The organism is Streptomyces acidiscabies (assembly GCF_020010905.1).
GTDB classification, from domain to species: domain Bacteria; phylum Actinomycetota; class Actinomycetes; order Streptomycetales; family Streptomycetaceae; genus Streptomyces; species Streptomyces acidiscabies.
The window spans coordinates 2,933,464-2,954,418 of the sequence record NZ_JAGJBY010000001.1 but is presented as its reverse complement, the minus strand read 5'-3'; the positions used below and the strand labels follow the sequence as shown (position 1 = coordinate 2,954,418).

Sequence of the window (20,955 nt, the reverse complement as noted above, 5' to 3'; positions counted from 1 at the left end):
ACCCATGACGACACAGACCACCGCACCGAAGACCCCGGACACCGCGCCCGCGTCCGCCGGACTCGTCGCCCTCCCCGAGAAGACCGGCCGCGCCCTCGCCCTCGGCGGCAGCGCGCTGGCCATCGTCTCGACCTTCCTCGCCTGGACCTGGACCGGCGACTTCCCCGGCGACCTCACCGTCTACGGCTACCCCGGCGGCCTCCAGGTCCTCGTCCTCGTCGCCGCCGCCCTGACCGCCCTCTTCACCCTCTCCTCGTACGGCGTGAAGGGCCTGGCCTGGCTCACCCCGGCCGGCGGCGACGCGGCCGTCAAGTTCGCCGCCCTCGCCGGCTTCGCCACCACCTGGTACACGGTCATCGCGATCAGCACCGACCTCGGCGGCGTCGTCAACCTCGAACCCGGCGCCTACGTCGCCGCAGCGGCCACCCTCATCGCCCTGACCGGCGCCCTCGCCCTGCCCTTCGAGCATCCCGCGCCCGACCCGATCGACCCCGACGACAGCGGCTGGGAACAGTTCAAGCACCGCGCCCGCCACCAGTGGACGACCGTCAAGGCCGCCTTCGGCGCCGACGCACCGGGGCAGGTCCGCGCGCTCCCCCCGTACGCCGAGATCCTCATCATCATCGCCGTCCTCGCCCTCGGCCTCACCGTCTTCACCTACGGCATCGGCACCGAGTACGACGAACTCTTCATCGGCTTCCTGATCACGGCAGGGTTCGGCTTCGCCGCCCTCAACAAGGCCGGCCTCGTCGCCCACGCCTCCCAGATCACCTCACGCCACCAGAGCATCACCATCACCGGCGGCTTCATCACCGCCGCGCTCTTCCCCTTCACCCAGACCGACGACCAGTACGCAACCATCGGCGTCCAGATCCTCATCTTCGCCACCGTCGCCCTCGGCCTGAACATCGTCGTCGGCCTCGCCGGGCTCCTCGACCTCGGATACGTCGCCTTCCTCGGCGTCGGCGCCTACGCCGCCGCCCTCGTCTCCGGCAGCACCACCTCGCCGATCGACGTCCACTTCCCCTTCTGGGCCGCCGTCCTCGTCGGCGCCGCCGCCTCCCTCGTCTTCGGCGTCCTCATCGGCGCCCCGACGCTGCGGCTGCGCGGCGACTACCTCGCCATCGTCACCCTCGGCTTCGGCGAGATCTTCCGCATCACCGTCAACAACCTCGACGGCACCTCCGGTCCCAAGGTCACCAACGGCTCCAACGGCGTCGTCTCCATCCCCGACCTGAAGATCTTCGGCTTCGACCTCGGTATCCCGCACGACATCGCGGGCTTCACCATCGGCCGCTTCGCCAACTACTTCCTGCTGATGCTCCTCATCACCGCCGTCGTCATCGTCGTCTTCCGGCGCAGCAGCGACTCCCGCATCGGCCGCGCCTGGATCGCCATCCGCGAGGACGAGACCGCCGCCCTCGCCATGGGCATCAACGGCTTCCGCGTCAAGCTCATCGCCTTCGCCGTCGGCGCCACCCTCGCCGGCCTCGCCGGCACCGTCCAGGCCCACGTCAGCTACGCCGTCACCCCGGACCAGTACGTCTTCGCCAGCTCCTCGCCGCCCAACTCCGCGTTCCTGCTGGCCGCCGTCGTCCTCGGCGGCATGGGCACCATCAGCGGACCCCTCGTCGGCGCGGCGCTCCTCTTCCTCATCCCCAACAAGCTCCAGTTCCTCGGCGAGTACCAGCTCTTCAGCTTCGGCGTCGCACTCATCCTCATCATGCGCTTCCGGCCCGAAGGCCTGATCCCCAACCGCCGCCGCCAACTGGAGTTCCACGAAGAGGCCGAAGCGCCCACCGTCCTCAGCAAGGCAGGGGCCTGACGACCATGACGAACACCGTCCTCGACGCACGCGGCGTCACCATGCGCTTCGGCGGCCTCACCGCCGTACGGAACGTCGACCTCACCGTCAACAGCGGCGAGATCGTCGGGCTCATCGGGCCCAACGGTGCCGGCAAGACGACCTTCTTCAACTGCCTCACCGGCCTGTACGTCCCCACCGAGGGCGAGGTCCGCTACAAGGACACCGTCCTGCCGGCCAAGTCCTTCAAGGTCACCGCCGCCGGCATCGCCCGCACCTTCCAGAACATCCGGCTCTTCGCCAACATGACCGTCCTGGAGAACGTCCTCGTCGGCCGCCACACCCGGACGAAGGAAGGGTTCTGGTCAGCCGTCCTGCGCCTGCCCTCCTTCCACCGGGCCGAGGCCGCCTCCCGCGAACGCGGCATGGAACTCCTCCAGTTCGTCGGCCTCGCGGACAAGGCCGACCACCTCGCGCGCAACCTGCCCTACGGCGAACAGCGCAAGCTGGAGATCGCGCGCGCCCTCGCCAGCGAACCCGGGCTGCTCCTCCTCGACGAGCCCACCGCCGGCATGAACCCCCAGGAGACCCGCGCCACCGAGGAGCTGGTCTTCGCCATCCGCGACCAGGGCATCGCCGTCCTCGTCATCGAGCACGACATGCGGTTCATCTTCAACCTCTGCGACCGTGTCGCCGTCCTCGTCCAGGGCGAGAAGCTCATCGAGGGCGACAGCGCCACCGTCCAGGGGGACGAACGCGTCGTCGCCGCGTACCTCGGCGAACCCTTCGAGGACGCGCCCGGCGCCGAGGAAGTCGCCGAGGTCGAAGCGGCGGAGGCCCACAGCACCACCGAAGGAGGCGCGAAGTGACCGCGCTGCTCGAAGTCGAAGACCTCCGCGTCGCCTACGGCAAGATCGAGGCCGTCAAGGGCATCTCCTTCAGCGTCGACGAAGGTGAGGTCGTCACCCTCATCGGCACCAACGGGGCCGGCAAGACGACCACCCTGCGCACGCTCTCCGGGCTCCTCAAGCCGGTCGGCGGGCAGATCCGCTTCAACGGCAAGTCCCTGAAGAAGATCCCCGCGCACCAGATCGTCTCCCTGGGGCTCGCGCACTCGCCCGAGGGGCGGCACATCTTCCCCCGCATGACCATCGAGGACAACCTCCGCCTCGGTGCCTTCCTGCGCAGCGACAAGCCCGGCATCGAGCAGGACATCCAGCGCGCCTACGACCTCTTCCCGATCCTGGGCGAACGCCGCAAGCAGGCGGCGGGCACCCTCTCGGGGGGCGAGCAGCAGATGCTGGCGATGGGCCGCGCCCTGATGTCGCAGCCCAAGCTCCTGATGCTGGACGAGCCCTCGATGGGGCTCTCCCCCATCATGATGCAGAAGATCATGGCCACGATCGCCGAGCTGAAGTCCCAGGGCATGACGATCCTCCTCATCGAGCAGAACGCCCAGGCCGCCCTCTCCCTCGCGGACCACGGCCACGTCATGGAGGTCGGCAACATCGTCCTGTCCGGCACGGGCCAGGACCTCCTCCACGACGAGTCGGTACGCAAGGCGTACCTCGGCGAGGACTGAGCACGGGTACGACGATGGCGGGCATCCCCGGCGCCGGGGGTGCCCGCCATCGTCGTACCGTTTAGCCCTTCGCGGACTTCTTCTCGTCCGCGTCCAGGATGACCGCCTCCGCGACCTGCTGCATCGACATGCGGCGGTCCATCGACGTCTTCTGGATCCAGCGGAACGCGGCCGGCTCCGTCAGGCCGTACTCGGTCTGGAGGATCGACTTCGCGCGGTCGACCAGCTTGCGGGTCTCCAGGCGCTGGGTGAGGTCGGCGACCTCGTTCTCCAGCTCCTTCAGCTCCGTGAACCGCGAGACGGCCATCTCGATCGCCGGGACGACGTCGCTCTTGCTGAACGGCTTCACGAGGTACGCCATCGCCCCCGCGTCCCGCGCGCGCTCGACCAGGTCCCGCTGCGAGAACGCGGTCAGCATCAGCACCGGGGCGATCCGCTCCTCGGCGATCTTCTCGGCCGCGGAGATGCCGTCCAGCTTGGGCATCTTCACGTCCAGGATCACCAGGTCCGGCTTGTGCTCGCGGGCCAGCTCAATCGCCTGCTCCCCGTCCCCGGCCTCCCCGACAACCGCGTACCCCTCCTCCTCCAGCATCTCCTTCAGATCGAGACGGATCAACGCCTCGTCCTCGGCAATGACGACGCGGGTCGTCAGCGGAGGCACGTGCGACTTGTCGTCGTCGGGCGCGTCTACGGGCTGGGGCGACTCGGCGGTCACGGGGGCTCCTTGGTCGGGGCAGGGGTACTGCTGACAAGAGCGTACCTAGCTGCGGTAAGGTGGGGGCACAGCAGGTCACGGGAAACCTTCGATTCTGCGGGCCCCGGTAGCCCAATTGGCAGCAGGCAATGGATTCAAAACCCATACAGTGTCGGTTCGAGTCCGACCCGGGGCACTTTTCCTTCGATTCGAAGGAAGCGATGCGGAAGATCACAGTTCGATGATCTTCCGCTTTTTGCATATCAGGGTTCATTCCAGGGTGGACCCCGATGCTCGGGGATCTGTGCGTCGGCAGTGTGGAGCGCATGGTCTCAACGCGCATGTCACGCCGGTCCTTTGTGGGTTCCGCAGCCGCGCTGGCCGGCACCCTCCTGCTGCCCGCTCATCCCGCCGCCGCCTCGACCTCGCCGTTCCCGCCCTTGGACCCGATCGCTCTGCGAGCGGCGATCGATGATCTGGAGCACCCGCCGTCGACCGCGGCCCAGTTGCTCGTCGGTGGTGCGGCTGGCCGCTGGAGCGGCTCCTCCGGGGTCGCCGACCTCCGTACGAGGCGTCCGGTGACCGCGTACGACAAGGTCCGGATCGGCAGCGTTACCAAGGTCTTTGTCGCCACCGTGGTGTTGCAGTTGGTGGCGGAGGGGCGGGTCTCTCTGGACTCGCCGGTGTGGCGGGTGCTGCCGGGGTTGCTGCCCGAGCGGTTCGCTGCTGTCACCGTGGCGCAGTTGTTGAACCACACCAGCGGGCTGCCTGATCACGTCGGTATCCCGGAGCCTGAGTCCGCCGAGGACGTCTTCCGGCATCGTTTCGACCACTGGACGCCGCGCGAGTGGGTGGCGACGGCTACGCACGGGCCGCTGAAGTTCGCCCCGGGCTCCCGGCAGGAGTACCGGGGCGTCAATTACGTACTGGCCGCGCTGATCGTCGAGAAGGTGACCGGCCGCTCGTACGGCGAGGTGGTGGCGGAACGCATCCTGCGTCCGCTGGGCCTGACTCGTACCGTCGTGCCCGGGAACGACCCGCGCATCCACGGGCCGCACGTGCACGGCTATCTGCGCATGGCCGACGCGAGCTTGCGGGACATCACCACGTACGACCAGTCGTCCAGCCGGGGAGAGGGCGACATGATCTCCACCACGGGCGACCTCGACCGGATGCTCACCGCCCTGTTCTCGGGCGAGCTGCTCCCGCCCGAGCTGCTCCGGCTGATGTTCACCCTGCCGCCGGACGACGTGCTGATGCTGGACGGCTCCCCGGCCCGCTACAGCACCGGACTACAGCGGGCCACCGTCAACGGCGTCACCCTCTGGGGCAAGACCGGGGAGACGTACGGCTACAAGAACGCCGCGTTCTCCAGCCGTGACCAGCAGCGCCGCTTCGTCCTCGCGTACCACCCGACGACCGCCCGCAGCGGCGACGAGAGTCGGCTCATCGCCCGGGTGGCCGACCTGCTCACCCGCTCTACCGGGGGCTGTCGTCCTCGCCGATGTGGTGCACCCGCACCATGTTCGTCGCCCCCGACACCCCGGGCGGCGACCCCGCCGTGATGACGACGACGTCGCCCTTCTGGCAGAGACCGTGCTTGAGGAGCAGTTCGTCGACCTGTTCCACCATCGCGTCGGTGGAGTCGACCCACGGGCCGAGCAGTGTCTCCACGCCCCAACTCACGCTCAGCTGCGCCCGCGTGGAAGCCACCGGCGTGAACGCCAGGACCGGGATCGGGGAGCGGTAACGGGAGAGGCGGCGGACCGTGTCGCCGGTCTGTGTGAAGGCGACCAGGTACTTGGCGCCCAGGAAGTCGCCGATCTCGGCAGCCGCCCGGGCCACCGCGCCTCCCTGTGTGCGGGGTTTGTTGTGGTCCGTCAGCGGCGGGAGCCCCTTCGCGAGGATGTCCTCCTCGGCCGCTTCGACGATCTTCGCCATCGTGCGGACCGTCTCGATGGGGTACTTGCCGACGCTGGTCTCGCCGGAGAGCATCACGGCGTCGGTGCCGTCGATGACGGCGTTGGCGACGTCGGACGCCTCCGCGCGCGTCGGGCGCGAGTTCTCGATCATCGAGTCGAGCATCTGGGTCGCGACGATGACCGGCTTGGCGTTGCGCCTGGCGAGTTTGACGGCGCGCTTCTGGACGAGCGGGACCTGTTCCAGGGGCATCTCGACGCCGAGGTCTCCGCGCGCGACCATGATCCCGTCGAACGCGGCGACGATGTCCTCGATGGCGTCGACGGCCTGGGGCTTCTCGACCTTGGCGATGACGGGGAGGCGGCGCTGTTCCTCGTCCATGATGCGGTGGACGTCGTCGATGTCCTTGCCGCTGCGGACGAAGGAGAGGGCGATGATGTCGGCGCCGTGGCGCAGCGCCCAGCGGAGGTCGGCCTCGTCCTTGTCGGAGAGCGCGGGGACGGAGACGGCGACGCCGGGGAGGTTGAGGCCCTTGTGGTCGGAGACCATGCCGCCTTCGACGACGGTGGTGTGGACGCGGGGCCCGTCGACGGAGGTCACTTCGAGGCAGACCTTGCCGTCGTCGACGAGGACGCGTTCACCGGGAGTGACGTCGGCGGCGAGCCCGGCGTAGGTCGTACCGCAGGAGTGGCCGTCGCCCTGGGCGCCTTCCTCGACGGTGATCGTGAAGGTGTCGCCGCGTTCCAGGAGGACGGGTCCTTCGGCGAACGTGCCGAGGCGGATCTTGGGTCCCTGGAGGTCGGCGAGGATGCCGACGCCCCGTCCGGCCTCCTCGGCGGCCTTGCGGACGCGGTGGAGCCGGTCCTCGTGCTCCGCGTGGCTGCCGTGGCTGAGATTGAGGCGGGCGATGTCCATTCCGGCGTCGACCAGGGCCTTGATCTGGTCGTACGAGTCGGTGGCGGGCCCCAGGGTGCAGACGATCTTCGCTCGGCGCATGGTCCGAGCCTAGGCCCTACCGCCGGGTAGGCCATTGGCCGCGAATGACTACTCAACAACCTTTGCGTGAAGGGTTATTGACAAGCCGCGAAGTGTGCGCACGACCGCTCCGATGAGCGTATTTCATGCGTCGAGGGCGGGCGGACGGAGGGTGAAACGGGCAATGACGGCGGCCTCGACCCAGAGCTGGGGCAGTTCGAGGTCGAGGGGCGCGGGTTGCCCGAGGGACACGCTCCGTGTCCGCTGCGCGAAGGCGGCCTCGGCGCGAGGGCGTGCCGCGCGCCCCCCTTCGTCGGAGAGTTCGAGGAGCGCGGCGAGGGTGGTGCCGAGCGCGTCGGCGTACTCGCGGGCGCGCCGGACGGCTTCGCGGACGGCGGCGCGGCGGACCTCGCCAGGGACGGGTGAGTCGTGGCGCAGTTCCCAGGAGGGGCCGTCCACGGAGATGAGGTCGAGCTCGGCGAGGCGGGTGACGAGTTCGCCGAGGGCGGTGAAGTCGGTGACGCGGACGCCGATGTGGACGCGTCCCTGGTAGCCCATGACCTGGCCCCGGTCGTCGAGGACGAAGGCGGGGGCGACGGAGAGGCCGCCGGTGGAGACGCGTTCGACGGCGTCGCCGTAGGAGGTGATGAGGTCGAGGGCGAGGGTGTTGGCGCGGGTGAGGTCGTCGAGGACCTGCCGTCGGTCGAGTCCTTCGGCGCCGACACTCACGCCGACCCGGGCGACCTCGGGGTCCGTCTCGATGCCTGCCTCGCCCCGGACCGTCAGCAGCGGTGCCTCAGCGGTGCCGTTCGTCATACGGCACACTGTCGCACGTCCGGCCGACCCCGTCAGGTCACCTGATCGCAACCTTCCGGACCTGTTGCCGAGGGTCATGGACGGGTCAGAATCTACGCGCGTCGTTGACGATTCCCCGAGGAGTGCGAGATATGCCTTTGAACCGCCGTAAGTTTCTGAAGAAGTCCGCCGTGACCGGGGCGGGGGTGGCGATCGCGGGTGCGGCGGCGGCTCCGGCGCAGGCCGCCGGGAAGACCCCGAAGCCCTCGCCGAAGAAGCGCTACTCGCTGACGGTCATGGGCACGACCGACCTGCACGGTCACGTCTTCAACTGGGACTACTTCAAGGACGCGGAGTACAAGGACACGGCCGGCAACGCCCAGGGCCTGGCCCGGATCTCGACGCTGGTGAACCAGCTGCGCGCGGAGAAGGGCCGCCACAACACGCTCCTGATCGACGCGGGCGACACGATCCAGGGCACCCCGCTGACGTACTACTACGCGAAGGTCGACCCGATCACCGCCAAGGGCGGCCCGGTGCACCCGATGGCGCAGGCGATGAACGCGATCGGGTACGACGCGGCGGCGCTCGGCAACCACGAGTTCAACTACGGCATCGAGACGCTGCGCAAGTTCGAGTCGCAGCTGCGCTTCCCGCTGCTGGGCGCGAACGCGGTGGACGCGAAGACCCTCAAGCCCGCGTTCCCGCCCTACGTCATCAAGACGGTGTGCCCGAAGGGGGCGCCGCCGGTGAAGGTCGCGATCCTCGGTCTCACGAACCCGGGCATCGCGATCTGGGACAAGGCGTACGTGCAGGGCAAGCTGGCGTTCCCGGGGCTTGAGGAGCAGGCCGCGAAGTACGTCCCGAAGCTGCGGTCGCTGGGCGCGGACGTCGTGATCGTGTCGGCGCACTCGGGTTCCTCGGGGACGTCGTCGTACGGGGACCAGCTGCCGTACGTGGAGAACGCGGCGGCGAACGTGGCGCGGCTGGTGCCGGGCATCGACGCGATCCTGGTGGGCCACGCGCACGTGGAGCTCCCGGAGCTGAAGGTCGTCAACGAGAAGACCGGCAAGACGGTGATCCTCTCGGAGCCGCTGGCGTACGCCGAGCGCCTGTCGGTGTTCGACATCGAGCTGGTCCGGGAGAAGGGCCGCTGGAGCGTCGAGTCGGTCTCGTCGAAGGTGCTGAACTCGAATTCGGTCGCGGACGACCCGAAGATCACGCGGCTGCTGAGCGACGAGCACGCGAAGGTCGTGAAGTACGTCAACCAGGTCGTCGGCACGGCCACGGCGACGCTGACGACGGTCGAGGCGCGGTACAAGGACGCCCCGATCATCGACCTGATCACGAAGGTCCAGGAGGACGTCGTGAAGGCCGCGCTGGCGGGTACGGCGCACGCGTCGCTGCCGGTGATCGCGCAGGCCTCGCCGTTCTCGCGCACCTCGGAGATCCCGGCCGGGAACGTGACGATCCGGGACCTGTCGAGCCTGTACGTGTACGACAACACGCTGGTCGCGAAGTTGCTGACGGGCGCGCAGGTCCGGGCGTACCTGGAGTACTCGGCGCAGTACTACGTCCAGACGGCGCCGGACGCGGTCGTGGACGTGGAGAAGCTGACGAACGCGGGCGGGCGTCCGGACTACAACTACGACTACGTGTCGGGTCTTTCGTACGACATCGACATCGCGCAGCCGGTGGGGTCGCGGATCAAGAACCTCAGCTACCAGGGTGCGGCGCTGGACGACGCGCAGCAGTTCGTGTTCGCGGTGAACAACTACCGGGCGAACGGCGGCGGGGCGTTCCCGCACGTGGCGGCGGCGCAGGAGCTGTGGGCGGAGTCTACGGAGATCCGGACGCGGATCTCGGAGTGGGTGACGGCGAAGGGCGTGCTGGACCCGAAGGACTTCGCGTCGGTGGACTGGAAGCTGACGCGGAACGGAACGCCGGTGTTCTAGGCGGGAGTTGAGTTTGATGAGGGGGGACCGCCTATGCCGCGGTCCCCCCTCTTTTTCAGACCGTCGTGTCCGTGTAGTAGAAGCTCGCCTTCTTGTCGGTCTCGGTCAGTGATCTCTCCGAGGCAAGTCCGAAGTGCAGCCTGGCCGGTGACGTGGCGTCAGGGAGCTGGATCGCCATTCCCTCGGGTTCGCGGTAGAACAACTCCTGTCCGACGCCGGTGAGTTGCCGGTCGAGTACGGCTCCGGTGTTCCAGTCGACCGCGGTGAGGTGGACGTCGCCGAAGGAGGTTCCGTCGAGGGTGTAGAGGTGGCGGCCGAGGGTGGCGTACCCCTGGAAGGTGGGCCCGGTGAGGACGGCGGGCTGGGTGATGGCCGCGAGGGGGGTGAAGATGCCGGCCTTGAAGGTGGTGAGGTCGTGGAGGGTGTACGTCCAGGTTCCTGCGGTCCGACTCCGGTGTGCGATACGGCTGTTGGCGGGGTCCAGGGCGACGGTGTTGTGGTCGGAGCCGGGGGCGGGGTCGAAGCGGACGAGCTGGGTCGAGCCGGTCGTGAGGACGGCGCCGTCGGTGAAGCGGAAGCGGGCGACGCGGGTGCCGTAGCCGTTGTCCTCGCTGTCGGGGACCGCGTCGGTCTCGGTCCACAGGTAGGTGCTGGTGCCGACGGGTTCGGCGGCGATGGAGACGCCGTGGCCGAAGCCCTTGAGGTACATGCGGCCGGTGACGGTGCCGGTCCAGTCGAGGCGGGTGATGCAGAGGTCGCCGTTCCTGGAGCGTTCGGCGCCGGTGACGGGTGCGGTCTCGCCGGTGAGGGTGCGTCCGCCTTGGGTCAACTGGGCTGTGTAGAGGCGCCTGTTGGTGTTGTCGAAGGCGAAGGACTGGAGGACGCGGGTCTCGCTGAGGGTGACCTCGTGGAGCCAGGGTTTGGTGGTGGTGAGGTTGAGGCGGGGTGAGGCGGGGACGGCCGCGGTGGCTGCTGCGGCCGGGGTGAGGGCGAGGGCGGTCGCCGCGAGGAGTATCTGTCGTCGGTTCAAGTGTGCTGCTCCCCCGTGATGTTGGACATGCCGGAGCATTGCATCACGGGGGTGTGCGGTCAGCGTGGTTCGACGAGCGGGGTGAGGACGCGTGGCTGCCGGGCGGCCGGTACGCGGGGGTTGGCCTCAAGTCCGAAGGTGGTGAAGGCCGTTCGGTTGGGCAGCTGGTACGTCTCTTTCCGCGTCAGGGAGTTGAGGATGGTGGCGCTGCGCCAGGCGGTGAGGCCGAGGTCGGGGGCGCCGACGCCGTGGGTGTGGCGTTCGGCGTTCTGGACGTAGACGTTGCCGGTGACGACGGGGTCGAGGACGAGGCGGAACTCCTCGTCGATGCGCGGCCGTTCGGCGTTGTCGCGGCGGAGGTAGGGGTCGAGTCCGGCGAGGAGGCGGTCGAGGGGGCGCTCCTGGTAGCCGGTGGCGAGGATGACGGCGTCGGTGGTGAGGCGGGAGCGGGTGCCCTGCTGGACGTGGTCGAGGTGGAGTTCGACCTTGGTGGTGGCGATGCGGCCGGCCGTACGGACCTTGACGCCGGGGGTGAGGACGGTGTCGGGCCAGCCGCCGTGCAGGGTGCGGTCGTACAGCTCGTCGTGAATCTCGGCGAGGGTGCGGGCGTCGATCGCCTTGTGCAAGTGGCCCTGTCTCGCGAGGAGTTCGTCGCGGACGGGTTCGGGGAGGGCGTGGAAGTAGCGGGTGTGGTCGGGGGTGAAGTGTTCGAGGCCGAGCTTGGAGTACTCCATGGGGGCGAAGGCTTCGCTGCGGCCGATCCAGTGGAGGCGTTCGCGGCCCTTGGGGCGGTTGCGCAGGAGGTCGAGGAAGATCTCCGCGCCGGACTGTCCGGTGCCGACGACGGTGACGTGGCCTGCGGCGAGGAACGCAGCGCGGTGGTCGAGGTAGTCGGCGGCGTGGACGACGGGGACGCCGGTCGCGTCGACGAGGGGGCGCAGGACGTCGGGGATGTGGGGTTCGGTGCCGACGCCGAGGGCGACGTTCTTCGTGTACGTGCGGCCGAGGGCCTCGGCCTCTCCTTCGGCGTCGAGCTGGGTGAAGTCGACCTCGAACAGGGCGCGTTCGGGGTTCCAGCGGACGGCGTCGACCTGGTGGCGGAAGTGGAGCCCGGGGAGGTTGCCCGCGACCCAGCGGCAGTAGGCGTCGTACTCGGCGCGCTGCATGTGGGAGCGCTCGGCGAAGTAGAAGGGGAAGAGGCGGTCGCGGGTCTTGAGGTAGTTGAGGAAGGTCCAGGGGCTGGCGGGGTCGGCGAGGGTCACCAGGTCGGCCAGGAAGGGGACCTGTACGCGGGCGCCGTCGATGAGGAGGCCGGGGTGCCAGTCGAAGCCGGGGCGCTGTTCGTAGAAGACGGCGTCGAGTCCGGTGAGGGGCTGGGCGAGGGCGGCGAGGGAGAGGTTGACGGGGCCGATGCCGATCCCGACGAGGTCGTGCGGGGTGTCGGGGGGTGTGGGGGCGTCGGTCATGTGGGGGTGGTTCCTTCCACGAGGTCCAAGAGGCGGTCGAGGTCGGCCGGCCTGGTGTGGGGGTTGAGGAGGGTGGCCTTCAGCCAGAGCCGTCCGTCGCCGGTGCGGGCCCTGCCGAGGACGGCGGTGCCCTGTTCGAGGAGGGTTCGGCGGACTGCGGCGACGTCCGCTCCTACGGGGCGGAAGAGGACGGTGCTGATGACCGGGCGGGCGTGCAGCTCGAAGCGGGGGCGTTCTTCGACGCGGTCCGCGAACTGGCGTGCCAGGTCGCAGACTTGGTCGACGAGTTCGGCGAGTCCCGTCCGGCCGAGGGTCTTCAGGGTGACGGCGATCTTCAGGGCGTCCGGTCTGCGGGTGGTGCGCAGGGAGCGGCCGAGGAGGTCGGGGAGGCCGGCTTCGGTGTCGTCGTCCGCGTTGAGGTAGTCGGCCCGGTGGTGCAGGACGTCCAGGTCCTTGCCGTCCCGTACGGCGAGGAGGCCCGCCGCGACCGGCTGCCAGCCGATCTTGTGCAGGTCGAGGGTGACGGTGTGGGCGGCCCGTATCCCGGCGAGCTTGCCCCGGTGCCGGGCGCTGAACAGCAGGCCGCCGCCGTACGCCGCGTCGACGTGCAGCCGGGCGCCGTGGGCCGCGCACTGGGCGGCGATCTCGGGGAGGGGGTCGATGAGCCCGGCGTCGGTGGTGCCTGCGGTGGCGGCGACGACGACGGGGCCGGGGCCGGTGAGACGGGCGAGGGCCTCGCCGAGGGCGGCGGGATCGAGGATGCCGTCGGGGGTGGGGACGACGAGGGGTTCGGGGAGCCCGAGGAGCCAGGCGGCACGGGGGAGGGAGTGGTGGGCGTTGGCGCCACAGAGGAGTTGGAGGGAGGCGCCGTGGGCTTCGCGGGCGAGGAGGAGGGCGAGGTGGTTGGACTCGGTACCGCCGGTGGTGACGAGGGCGTCGGGGGTGGAGGCGCCGGGGACTGCCTGGCGCCCCGACGCACCAGCCCGGGAAGCACCGGCCCCGAGCCCCTCGGCTCCGGCAGCGCCGAGCGCGAGGGCCGCCTCAGCCCCGGCAACACCGGGCACGGTCTCGCGCCCCGGCGCACCGGCCCGGGGAGCATCAGCCCCAAGCACCTCGGCTCCGGCAGCGCCGAGCGCGAGGGCCGCCTCAGCCCCGGCAGCACCGGGCACGGTCTCGCGCCCCGGCGCACCGGCCCGGGGAGCATCAGCCCCGAGCGCCTCGGCTCCGGCAGCGCCGAGCGCGAGGGCCGCCCCGGAAACGCCAGGCCCGGCCTCAGTTCCGACAGCACTGAACACCTGGGCCGCCCCGGCCCCGGCCTCGGTTCCGGCGGCGCCGGGCGCGAGAGCCGCTTCGGCCCCGGCACCGAGGTCCGCCTCAGCCCCGAGCCCGCTGGCCCCGACACCTTCGGCGCGCATCCCCCCGTACACCTCCCCCGCCAACACCCCCACCACCAGCGCCTCCAGCTCCGAAGCCGCCGGTGCCTGGTCCCACGAGTCCAGGGACGGGTTCAGTGCCGATGCCGCGAGGTCCGCCGCCACGGGGAGCGCCAGCGGTGGGCAGTGGAGGTGGGCCGCGCAGAGGGGGTCGGCGGGGTCGGCCGAGCCTTCCGCCAGCGTGCGGACGATCGTGGACAGGGCCCCGGGGTCGCCCTGTTCCGGGAGCAGGTCGCCCACCGCGTCCCGTACCCGCGCCGCCACCGCCCCCGGTCCCCCCGCCGGGAGCGGGCCGCCCCTCCCCCGTACCCCCTCGGCCAGCGCGTCGAGGACCGTCGCCAGGAGGGGGCTGAGCGCGTCGTGGGGACCCGAGGCGAGGGGGGGCAGGGTCATGCGGGGGTCCTTCCGGGGGCGGGGGGCTCCAGCATGTCCCGCCGGAGGCCCCCGGACCCGGAAACCCGAGCGATCAGACCCGAAAGTGGTACTCGCGCCCGGAGAAAATCTGCTTCTACGATCTGGGCCCCGCCCCTCAGAAGCCGCGCGCCTTCAACACCCTCCCCAGATCGTCGAGTTGGTCCGCGAGCTTGCGCCGCAGCGCGGGTGTGGGACCGGCGTCCGCGAGGCACGCCTCGCCGAGGCGCAGGTTCTCGGTGTCGACGGCGTGCACGGGGAACGCCCACTTGCCGATGACGGCGGCGATGGCGGGCCCCCGGCGTTCGGCGACGGGTACGGCGTCGGCGTAGAAGCGGGCGACGTACGGCCGTAGCAGCTCGGCCTGTTCGGGCTGCCAGAAGCCCTGCGCGGTGGCGGTGAACAGGTAGTTGGAGAGGTCGTCGGAGGAGAACATGGCGTCCCAGGCCCGCGCCTTGGCGTCGGCGTCGGGCAGCGCGGCCCGGCAGCGCGCGGCACCTTCCTGCCCGGTCGCGGACGGATCACGCGTCAACTCCCCGGCGACAGCGGCCTCGTCGGTGGCCCCGAGCACCGCGAGCCGCCCGAGGATCCGCCACCGCAGGTCGGGATCCAGCTCGGGCCCACCCGGCACGGTCCCGTCGGCGAGCCACGCGGCGATGGTGTCGGGATGCTGCGCGACGTCGATGAAGTGCCGCACGGCGATGAGCCGCAGCCCCGGACTGTCCCCGTCCTCGGTGCGCCGGACGATGTCCTTGCACAGCAGACACAGCGAGGTCAGCGCCCCCGGCCGCTCCTCCGGCGTGAGGTAGCGCCCCGCCAGCTCGGTGGTCGCGAAGGTGAGGACGGCCTCGGTGAGGGCGAGGTCGGTCTCGCGGGGCAGGTGGGTGCGGGCGGTCTCCAGGTAGGCGGCGGCGGGGAGTTCACCGTCACGGACGGCGTCGCGCAGCGCGTTCCAGACGACGGCCCGCGTCAACGGGTCGGGGAGGGCGGCGAGTTGCCTGCGGACGGTGTCGGCGGAGTCGGCGTCGAAACGGACCTTGGCGTAGGTGAGGTCGCCGTCGTTGAGGAGCAGCAGCGCGGGTTTCTTGCCGAGGTCGTGGGGTGCGCTCTGCGGGACGTCGAGGTGAACTCCGGGCCGGGGTACGAGAGTTCCCGCGTCCTCGTCGTACAGGCCGACGGCGATGCGGTGGGGTCGGGTGCCGGCGCGCTCGACGGTGAGGGTGCGCTCGGCGCCGGTGCCGGCGACGACGGGGGTGAGGGTGTCGACGCCGGTCGTACGCAGCCACGCGTCGGCCCAGGCGTGGACGTCGCGGTCGGTGGCGGAGGCGAGGTTGTCGATGAAGTCGGCGAGGGTCGCGTTGCCGAACTTGTGCCGGGTGAAGTGGGTGTTGATGCCGGCGAGGAAGTCGTCCTCGCCGAGCCAGGTCACCAACTGGCGTAGCGCGGAAGCGCCCTTGGCGTAGGAGATGCCGTCGAAGTTGAGGAGGGCGGAGGCGGTGTCGGGGACGGCGTCGGGGGCGACGGGGTGGGTGGTGGGGCGCTGGTCGGCGTCGTAGCCCCAGGCCTTGCGGGAGACGCCGAACTCGGTCCAGGGGCCGGTGAAGCGGGTCGCCTCGGCGGTGGTGCGGTAACCCATGTACTCGGCGAAGGACTCGTTCAGCCAGATGTCGTCCCACCAGCGCAGGGTGACGAGGTTGCCGAACCACATGTGGGCCATCTCGTGGGCGACGACCATCGCGCGGGTCTGGCGTTCGGTCTCGGTGACGGCCGAGCGGTACACGAACTCGTCGCGGAACGTGACCAGTCCGGGGTTCTCCATCGCGCCGGCGTTGAACTCGGGGACGAACGCCTGGTCGTAGGAGTCGAAGGGGTAGGGCTCGGTGAACTGCTCGTGGTAGCGGTCGTAGCACCGGCGGGTGATCTCGAAGAGTTCGTCCGCGTCCGTGTCGAGGTGTGCGGCGAGGGAGCGGCGGCAGTGCAGGCCGAAGGGGAGGCCCTGGTGTTCGGTGCGTACGGAGTGCCAGGGGCCGGCGGCGACGGCCATGAGGTACGTCGAGATGGGCGGGGTCGTCGCGGCGCGCCAGCGGCCCTCGCCGAGGTCCTCGGTGATGCCGTTCGCGAGGACGGTCCAGCCGTCGGGGGCCTTGACCGTGACGTCGAACGTCGCCTTCAGGTCGGGCTGGTCGAAGGCCGCGTAGATCCGCTGGACGTCGTCCAGGAACAGTTGGGTGTAGAGGTACGTCTCACCGTCGGCCGGGTCGGTGAAGCGGTGCATGCCCTCGCCGGTGCGGGAGTAGCGCATGCTCGCCTCGACGCGCAGCTCGTGCTCGCCGTCCTTGAGCTTCTTCAGCGGGTAGCGGTTCCCCTTGAGCTTCCCGGTGTCCAGGGCCTTGCCGTCGAGGGTGACGGCCTTCAGCTCGGCCGGCTTCAGCTCGACGAAGGTGTCCGCCCCCGCGCGCGCGGCAAAACGAATGACTGTGAGGGACTCGAACGTCTCATCTCCGGTCGTCAGGTCAAGGTCGACTGCATAACTGCGAACATCAAGAAGTTCGGCACGGCTCTGCGCTTCGTCGCGCGTCAGTACGGACATGGGGGCCATGCTGCCCGATCCGGCGAACGGGGCACAGAGGCGGATCGGTACGCGGTGTTCGGGGGGCTTTGCGCCGGGGGTCGCCCGGGGTCGCGCCCCCCTGCGCCGTCGCGCTCTCAGGCGCCCGCGTCCTCCGCGATCCGTTCGTGGTGGCGGATCACCTCGGCGACGATGAAGTTGAGGAACTTCTCGGCGAAGGCGGGGTCGAGCTTGGCGCTCTCGGCGAGGCCCCGCAGCCGTTTGATCTGGCGGGCCTCGCGGGCCGGGTCGGCGGCCGGGAGGTGGTGGTGGGCCTTGAGGTAGCCGACCTGTTGCGTGGCCTTGAACCGTTCCGCGAGCATGTGGATGACGGCGGCGTCGATGTTGTCGATGCTGTCGCGCAGCCGCGTCAGCTCGTCCTGGACCTCGGGGTCGACGGTGTTGCTGGTGGTCATGGACATTCACCCTAATCCGTCCCGCCCGGGAGGGCCCGGGGTGTCCAGCACTCGTACAGTAAGAAGAGAGTGCACGGCGTCGGAGGGGGTGCGGCGTGGCTGACGGCGGGCCGGTCGAGCACGGTTTCCCGCACCTGGAGACGGTGCGGTCGGCGGTGACGGCGCTGTACCGGCGCCTGTCGTACGACACGGTGCGCGCGTTCGGGGCGAGCGTGCCGCCGGCGGACGTGGCGTTCGCGGACGCCGACGACCTGCACCTGGGCGCGCAGCGCGTCGCACGGGAGCTGATCCGGCACTACCGCCTCCCGGACGCCCGTCTGATCGTCGGCTTCCGTGAGATGGAGCACGCGGCGAACATCGAGCTGACGGCGGGCCCGGAGTACTTCGTCGAGCTGAACGACCGTTTCCGCACGCACCGCGAGGACATCGGCGCGGCCCTGGCGCACGAGATCATGCACGTGTACCTGCACCGCCTGGACCTGAGCTTCCCCGGCACGCGGGACAATGAGATCCTGACGGACACGGCGGCCACCTACCTCGGCGCGGGCTGGCTCCTGCTGGACGCGTACCGCGAGCACGGCGAGTCGTCCCAGAAGCTCGGCTATCTCACGCCGGAGGAGTTCGGGTACGTCCTCGCCAAGCGCTCCCTGTTCTTCGGCGAGGACCCGCGTACGTGGTTCACGAGCCCGCAGGCGTACACGGCGTACGAGGCGGGTCTGGCCCGCGCCCTCCTCGACGAGCGCCAGCCTCCGCTGACGGCGGCGGGCTGGGCGGGGCGGCGCCGGTACGCGCGCGACCGCAAGCAGGCCCGTACGGCGCCGGACACGCCGTACGCGTTCTCGCCGGGCACCCCGCTGCGGGTGAGCTTCCCGTGCCCGACGTGCCATCAGCGGATCAGGGTGCCGGTGAAGGGGAGGGTGCGGGCGCGGTGCGGGCTGTGCCGTACGGTCCTGGAGTGCGATACGTGAGTCCCGGTGTACGCCGGTGAGTTACAGCCGTTCGACGATCGTCACGTTGGCCTGTCCCCCGCCCTCGCACATGGTCTGCAACCCGAACCGCCCCTGGACGCGCTCCAGTTCGTGCAGCAGCGTCGTCATGAGCCGGGCCCCGGTGGCGCCCAGCGGATGCCCGAGGGCGATCGCGCCGCCGTTGACGTTGACCTTCTCCGGGTCGGCGCCGGTCTCCTTGATCCACGCCAACACCACGGGCGCGAACGCCTCGTTGATCTCGACGAGGTCGATCTCGTCGAGCCGCAGCCCGGTCTTCTTCAGCGCGTGCGCGGTCGCCGGGATGGGCGCGGTGAGCATCCTGATCGGGTCCTCGCCGCGTACGGAGAGGTGGTGGACGCGGGCGCGTGGCGTCAACCCGTGTTCCTGGACGGCCCGTTCGGAGGCGATGAGCAACGCGGCGGCACCGTCGGAGACTTGGGACGAGCACGCGGCGGTGACGGTCCCGCCGTCGATGACGGGCTTGAGCGCGGCCATCTTCTCCAGCGAGGTGTCCCGCCGGGGGCCCTCGTCGGCGCCGACTCCCTTGCAGGGCACGGTCTCCCGCGCGAACCGCCCCTCGTCGATGGCGCGTACGGCCCGGCGGTGCGAGGTGAGCGCGAACTCCTCCTGCGCCTCCCTGCTGATCCCCCACTTCGCGGCGATCATCTCCGCCCCCGCGAACTGGTTCACCGGCCGGTTCCCGTACCGCTCCCGCCACCCCTCGCTCCCCGCGAACGGCCCCTCGGTGAAGCCGAGTTCGACGGCGGCCTGGCGGGTGGCGTAGGCGATGGGGATCTGCGTCATGTTCTGGACGCCGCCGGCCACGACGAGGTCCTGCGTCCCGGACATGACGGCCTGCGCGGCGAAGTGCAGGGCCTGCTGTGAGGACCCGCACTGCCGGTCGACGGTGACGCCGGGCACCTCCTCGGGGAGCCCGGCGGCGAGCCAGGCGGTCCGGGCGATGTCCCCGGCCTGCGGTCCGACGGCGTCCAGGCAGCCGAAGACGACGTCCTCGACGGCGGCGGGGTCGATGCCGGCGCGGCGGACCAGCTCCTTCAGGACGTGCGCCCCGAGATCCGCCGGGTGGACACCGCCGAGCCCTCCCTTCCGCTTCCCGATCGGTGTGCGGACCGCTTCGACGATGTATGCCTCGGCCATGGCGACTCCCTGGCGAAGTTCCCTGCGTGGGGCGGGCGCTGGCACCATACCCACCAAGCGCTTGCTAGGGAAGAGTCGTGCTCAGTGGCCTCGCGTCAGCTCCTTGTACTCCTTCACGGTCGGTTTCGCGATCTGCGTGCCCGGTCCGAACATCGCCCGCGCGAGCCGCTCCCGCACCCGCTGCACCACGGTCACCTGCCGCCGGACCCCGTTCGCGTCGACGCGCGCGCCGATCTCGTACGGCGCGGGCTGGTCGTGCTGGGTGAGGGTGTGCAACTGGGCCTGGCTGAGGGGCTGGTGGACCTCGATGTACTCGCCGTGCGGGAGGAGTTTGATCATGCCGGTCTCCATGCCGTGCAGCACCTTGTCCCGGTCGCGGCGCTGGAGGCCGAGGCAGACACGTTTCGTGACGATGAAGGCGAGGACGGGGATCACGAAGACGCCGACGCGGACGAACCAGGTGATCGAGTTGATCGACAGGTGGAGGTGCGTGGCGACGATGTCGTTGCCGCCGCCGATCAGCAGGACGCCGTACAGACTCAGCCAGGCGACGCCGAGTCCCGTACGGACGGGGACGTTTCGGGGCCGGTCGAGGAGGTGGTGCTCGCGTCTGTCGCCGGTGATCCATGCCTCGACGAACGGGTAGACGCCGAGCGCCACGAGGATCAGCGGGAACAGGGTGAAGGGGATGAGGACGCCCAACTGGAGTGTGTGGCCCCAGCCGTTGATCTCCCATGCCGGCATGACGCGGATCAGCCCCTCGGAGAACCCGAGGTACCAGTCCGGCTGTGCGCCGGTCGTCACGAGGTCCGGGCGGTAGGGGCCGAACGCCCACACGGGGTTGATCGTCGCGATGCCGCCCATCAGGGCGAGCACCCCGAACACCAGGAAGAAGAAGCCGCCCGCCTTCGCCATGTACACCGGCATGAAGGGCATCCCGACCACGGACTTCTGCGTCTTTCCCGGGCCCGGGTACTGCGTGTGCTTGTGGTAGAAGACCAGGATCAGGTGCGCGACGACCAGTCCCAGCATGATGCCGGGCAGCAGCAGGATGTGGATCGGGTAGAGGCGCGAGATGAAGTCGACGCCGGGCCACTCGCCGCCGAACAGGAAGAACGAGATGTACGTCCCGACGACCGGGATGGCCAGGATCGCCCCGTCCGCGAACCGCAGTCCGGTGCCGGACAGCAGGTCGTCCGGGAGCGAGTATCCCGTCAGCCCGGTCATGATCCCGAGGAACAGCAGGGTCCATCCGAAGACCCAGTTCATCTCGCGCGGCTTCCTGAACGCGCCCGTGAAGAACACCCGCATCATGTGGACCAGCATCCCGGCGACGAACACCAGCGCCGCCCAGTGGTGGATCTGCCGGATCAGCAGTCCGCCGCGTACGTCGAAGCTGATGTCGAGCGTCGACTCGTACGCCTGGGTCATGCTCACGCCGTTGAGGGGGGTGTACGTGCCGTTGTAGATCACCTCGGAGCTGCTGGGGTCGAAGAACAGCGTCAGATAGACCCCGGTCAGGATCAGCACGATGAAGCTGTAGAGGCAGATCTCCCCCAGCATGAACGACCAGTGGTCCGGGAAGACCTTGCGCAGATTGGCCTTGGCCAGCCCGTATATCCCGAGTCGGCCATCGGCCCAGTCGGCGAAAGCCTCGCCCTTGCCCTTACTGTCCGTGCGCACCCCGTCAGCCATGGACCACAGGGTGGCACGAGCCGG

The 20,955-nt window shown here is 70.0% G+C and carries 16 protein-coding genes, 1 tRNA gene and 1 pseudogene; 7 read left to right on the top strand and 11 right to left on the bottom strand.

Annotation, left to right across the window (positions count from 1 at the left end):
* Positions 1-4 precede the first annotated feature (4 nt).
* Genes J8M50_RS13800 through J8M50_RS13790 form a run of 3 tightly spaced genes read left to right on the top strand, consistent with a single transcriptional unit; the run spans position 5 to position 3,386 of the window.
* Positions 5-1,825: a branched-chain amino acid ABC transporter permease gene (locus J8M50_RS13800; protein ID WP_010358719.1), complete on the top strand. Its 1,821-nt coding sequence runs from the start codon at positions 5-7 to the stop codon at positions 1,823-1,825.
* A 5-nt stretch (positions 1,826-1,830) separates the two neighbouring features.
* A complete protein-coding gene (locus tag J8M50_RS13795; protein ID WP_010358720.1) occupies positions 1,831-2,673 on the top strand; it encodes an ABC transporter ATP-binding protein in 843 nt (280 codons plus the stop codon).
* A complete protein-coding gene (locus J8M50_RS13790) occupies positions 2,670-3,386 on the top strand; it encodes an ABC transporter ATP-binding protein (protein WP_010358721.1) in 717 nt (238 codons plus the stop codon). Before J8M50_RS13795 ends, J8M50_RS13790 begins: the two co-directional genes overlap by 4 nt.
* Positions 3,387-3,447: 61 nt before the next feature.
* Here the strand turns inward: J8M50_RS13790 and J8M50_RS13785 are convergent, their stop codons facing one another.
* Complete coding sequence (locus tag J8M50_RS13785) at positions 3,448-4,101, bottom strand: ANTAR domain-containing response regulator (protein WP_010358722.1); 654 nt, start codon at positions 4,099-4,101, stop codon at positions 3,448-3,450.
* Between the two features lie 100 nt (positions 4,102-4,201).
* Between J8M50_RS13785 and J8M50_RS13780 the strand changes: the two genes are divergently transcribed.
* Positions 4,202-4,276 (top strand) — tRNA-Leu (locus J8M50_RS13780).
* A 130-nt stretch (positions 4,277-4,406) separates the two neighbouring features.
* Positions 4,407-5,645, top strand: coding sequence for a serine hydrolase domain-containing protein (locus J8M50_RS13775; RefSeq protein WP_078481279.1), 1,239 nt, complete (start codon positions 4,407-4,409; stop codon positions 5,643-5,645).
* Here J8M50_RS13775 and pyk read toward each other — a convergent pair.
* Both pyk and J8M50_RS13765 read right to left on the bottom strand, forming a co-directional pair.
* Positions 5,560-6,996 carry a pyruvate kinase gene (gene pyk, locus J8M50_RS13770; RefSeq protein ID WP_059046647.1) on the bottom strand — a complete coding sequence of 479 codons (1,437 nt, stop codon included), beginning with the start codon at positions 6,994-6,996 and terminating at the stop codon, positions 5,560-5,562. The genes J8M50_RS13775 and pyk overlap by 86 nt on opposite strands.
* Positions 6,997-7,119: 123 nt before the next feature.
* Positions 7,120-7,791 (bottom strand): SIMPL domain-containing protein, encoded by a 672-nt coding sequence (locus J8M50_RS13765; RefSeq protein ID WP_010356552.1) that lies wholly within the window; start codon positions 7,789-7,791, stop codon positions 7,120-7,122.
* A 131-nt stretch (positions 7,792-7,922) separates the two neighbouring features.
* On the opposite strand from J8M50_RS13765, the gene J8M50_RS13760 reads away from it, so the two are divergent.
* Positions 7,923-9,725, top strand: a complete 1,803-nt coding sequence (locus tag J8M50_RS13760; RefSeq protein WP_010356551.1) for a bifunctional metallophosphatase/5'-nucleotidase — start codon at positions 7,923-7,925, stop codon at positions 9,723-9,725.
* 55 nt (positions 9,726-9,780) lie between these two features.
* On the opposite strand, the gene J8M50_RS13755 is transcribed toward J8M50_RS13760, so the two are convergent.
* From J8M50_RS13755 to J8M50_RS13735, 6 genes and pseudogenes are all read right to left on the bottom strand, one after another.
* Entirely contained in the window at positions 9,781-10,755 is a 975-nt protein-coding gene (locus tag J8M50_RS13755; protein ID WP_010356550.1) for a phage baseplate protein, read from the bottom strand.
* Positions 10,756-10,814: 59 nt separating this feature from the next.
* Positions 10,815-12,221 carry a lysine N(6)-hydroxylase/L-ornithine N(5)-oxygenase family protein gene (locus J8M50_RS13750; RefSeq protein WP_010356548.1) on the bottom strand — a complete coding sequence of 469 codons (1,407 nt, stop codon included), beginning with the start codon at positions 12,219-12,221 and terminating at the stop codon, positions 10,815-10,817.
* Positions 12,218-13,636 (bottom strand): pyridoxal phosphate-dependent decarboxylase family protein, encoded by a 1,419-nt coding sequence (locus J8M50_RS13745; protein WP_010356546.1) that lies wholly within the window; start codon positions 13,634-13,636, stop codon positions 12,218-12,220. Before J8M50_RS13745 ends, J8M50_RS13750 begins: the two co-directional genes overlap by 4 nt.
* A gap of 9 nt (positions 13,637-13,645) precedes the next feature.
* Positions 13,646-14,047: pseudogene (locus tag J8M50_RS49680) on the bottom strand (aspartate aminotransferase family protein); the annotation flags it as partial.
* Between the two features lie 136 nt (positions 14,048-14,183).
* Complete coding sequence (gene pepN, locus J8M50_RS13740) at positions 14,184-16,655, bottom strand: aminopeptidase N (RefSeq protein ID WP_010356544.1); 2,472 nt, start codon at positions 16,653-16,655, stop codon at positions 14,184-14,186.
* Between the two features lie 116 nt (positions 16,656-16,771).
* Complete coding sequence (locus tag J8M50_RS13735; protein ID WP_010356543.1) at positions 16,772-17,089, bottom strand: chorismate mutase; 318 nt, start codon at positions 17,087-17,089, stop codon at positions 16,772-16,774.
* A gap of 95 nt (positions 17,090-17,184) precedes the next feature.
* Here J8M50_RS13735 and J8M50_RS13730 point away from each other — a divergent pair, with 95 nt between their 5' ends.
* On the top strand, positions 17,185-18,057 hold the full coding sequence (locus tag J8M50_RS13730; protein WP_010356542.1) for a hypothetical protein: 873 nt from the start codon (positions 17,185-17,187) through the stop codon (positions 18,055-18,057).
* Between the two features lie 21 nt (positions 18,058-18,078).
* Here the strand turns inward: J8M50_RS13730 and J8M50_RS13725 are convergent, their stop codons facing one another.
* Entirely contained in the window at positions 18,079-19,236 is a 1,158-nt protein-coding gene (locus J8M50_RS13725; RefSeq protein ID WP_010356541.1) for an acetyl-CoA C-acetyltransferase, read from the bottom strand.
* 81 nt (positions 19,237-19,317) lie between these two features.
* Complete coding sequence (gene qcrB, locus J8M50_RS13720) at positions 19,318-20,931, bottom strand: cytochrome bc1 complex cytochrome b subunit (protein ID WP_010356540.1); 1,614 nt, start codon at positions 20,929-20,931, stop codon at positions 19,318-19,320.
* Positions 20,932-20,955: the final 24 nt, after the last annotated feature.

Coding starts and splice junctions, on each gene's coding strand:
- J8M50_RS13800 (WP_010358719.1), top strand. CDS start 5: ATGACGACACAGACCACCGCACCGAAGACCCCGGACACCGCGCCCGCG.
- J8M50_RS13795 (WP_010358720.1), top strand. CDS start 1,831: ATGACGAACACCGTCCTCGACGCACGCGGCGTCACCATGCGCTTCGGC.
- J8M50_RS13775 (WP_078481279.1), top strand. CDS start 4,407: ATGGTCTCAACGCGCATGTCACGCCGGTCCTTTGTGGGTTCCGCAGCC.
- pyk (WP_059046647.1), bottom strand. CDS start 6,996: ATGCGCCGAGCGAAGATCGTCTGCACCCTGGGGCCCGCCACCGACTCG.
- J8M50_RS13765 (WP_010356552.1), bottom strand. CDS start 7,791: ATGACGAACGGCACCGCTGAGGCACCGCTGCTGACGGTCCGGGGCGAG.
- J8M50_RS13760 (WP_010356551.1), top strand. CDS start 7,923: ATGCCTTTGAACCGCCGTAAGTTTCTGAAGAAGTCCGCCGTGACCGGG.
- J8M50_RS13750 (WP_010356548.1), bottom strand. CDS start 12,221: ATGACCGACGCCCCCACACCCCCCGACACCCCGCACGACCTCGTCGGG.
- J8M50_RS13745 (WP_010356546.1), bottom strand. CDS start 13,636: ATGCGCGCCGAAGGTGTCGGGGCCAGCGGGCTCGGGGCTGAGGCGGAC.
- pepN (WP_010356544.1), bottom strand. CDS start 16,655: ATGTCCGTACTGACGCGCGACGAAGCGCAGAGCCGTGCCGAACTTCTT.
- J8M50_RS13735 (WP_010356543.1), bottom strand. CDS start 17,089: ATGACCACCAGCAACACCGTCGACCCCGAGGTCCAGGACGAGCTGACG.
- J8M50_RS13725 (WP_010356541.1), bottom strand. CDS start 19,236: ATGGCCGAGGCATACATCGTCGAAGCGGTCCGCACACCGATCGGGAAG.
- qcrB (WP_010356540.1), bottom strand. CDS start 20,931: ATGGCTGACGGGGTGCGCACGGACAGTAAGGGCAAGGGCGAGGCTTTC.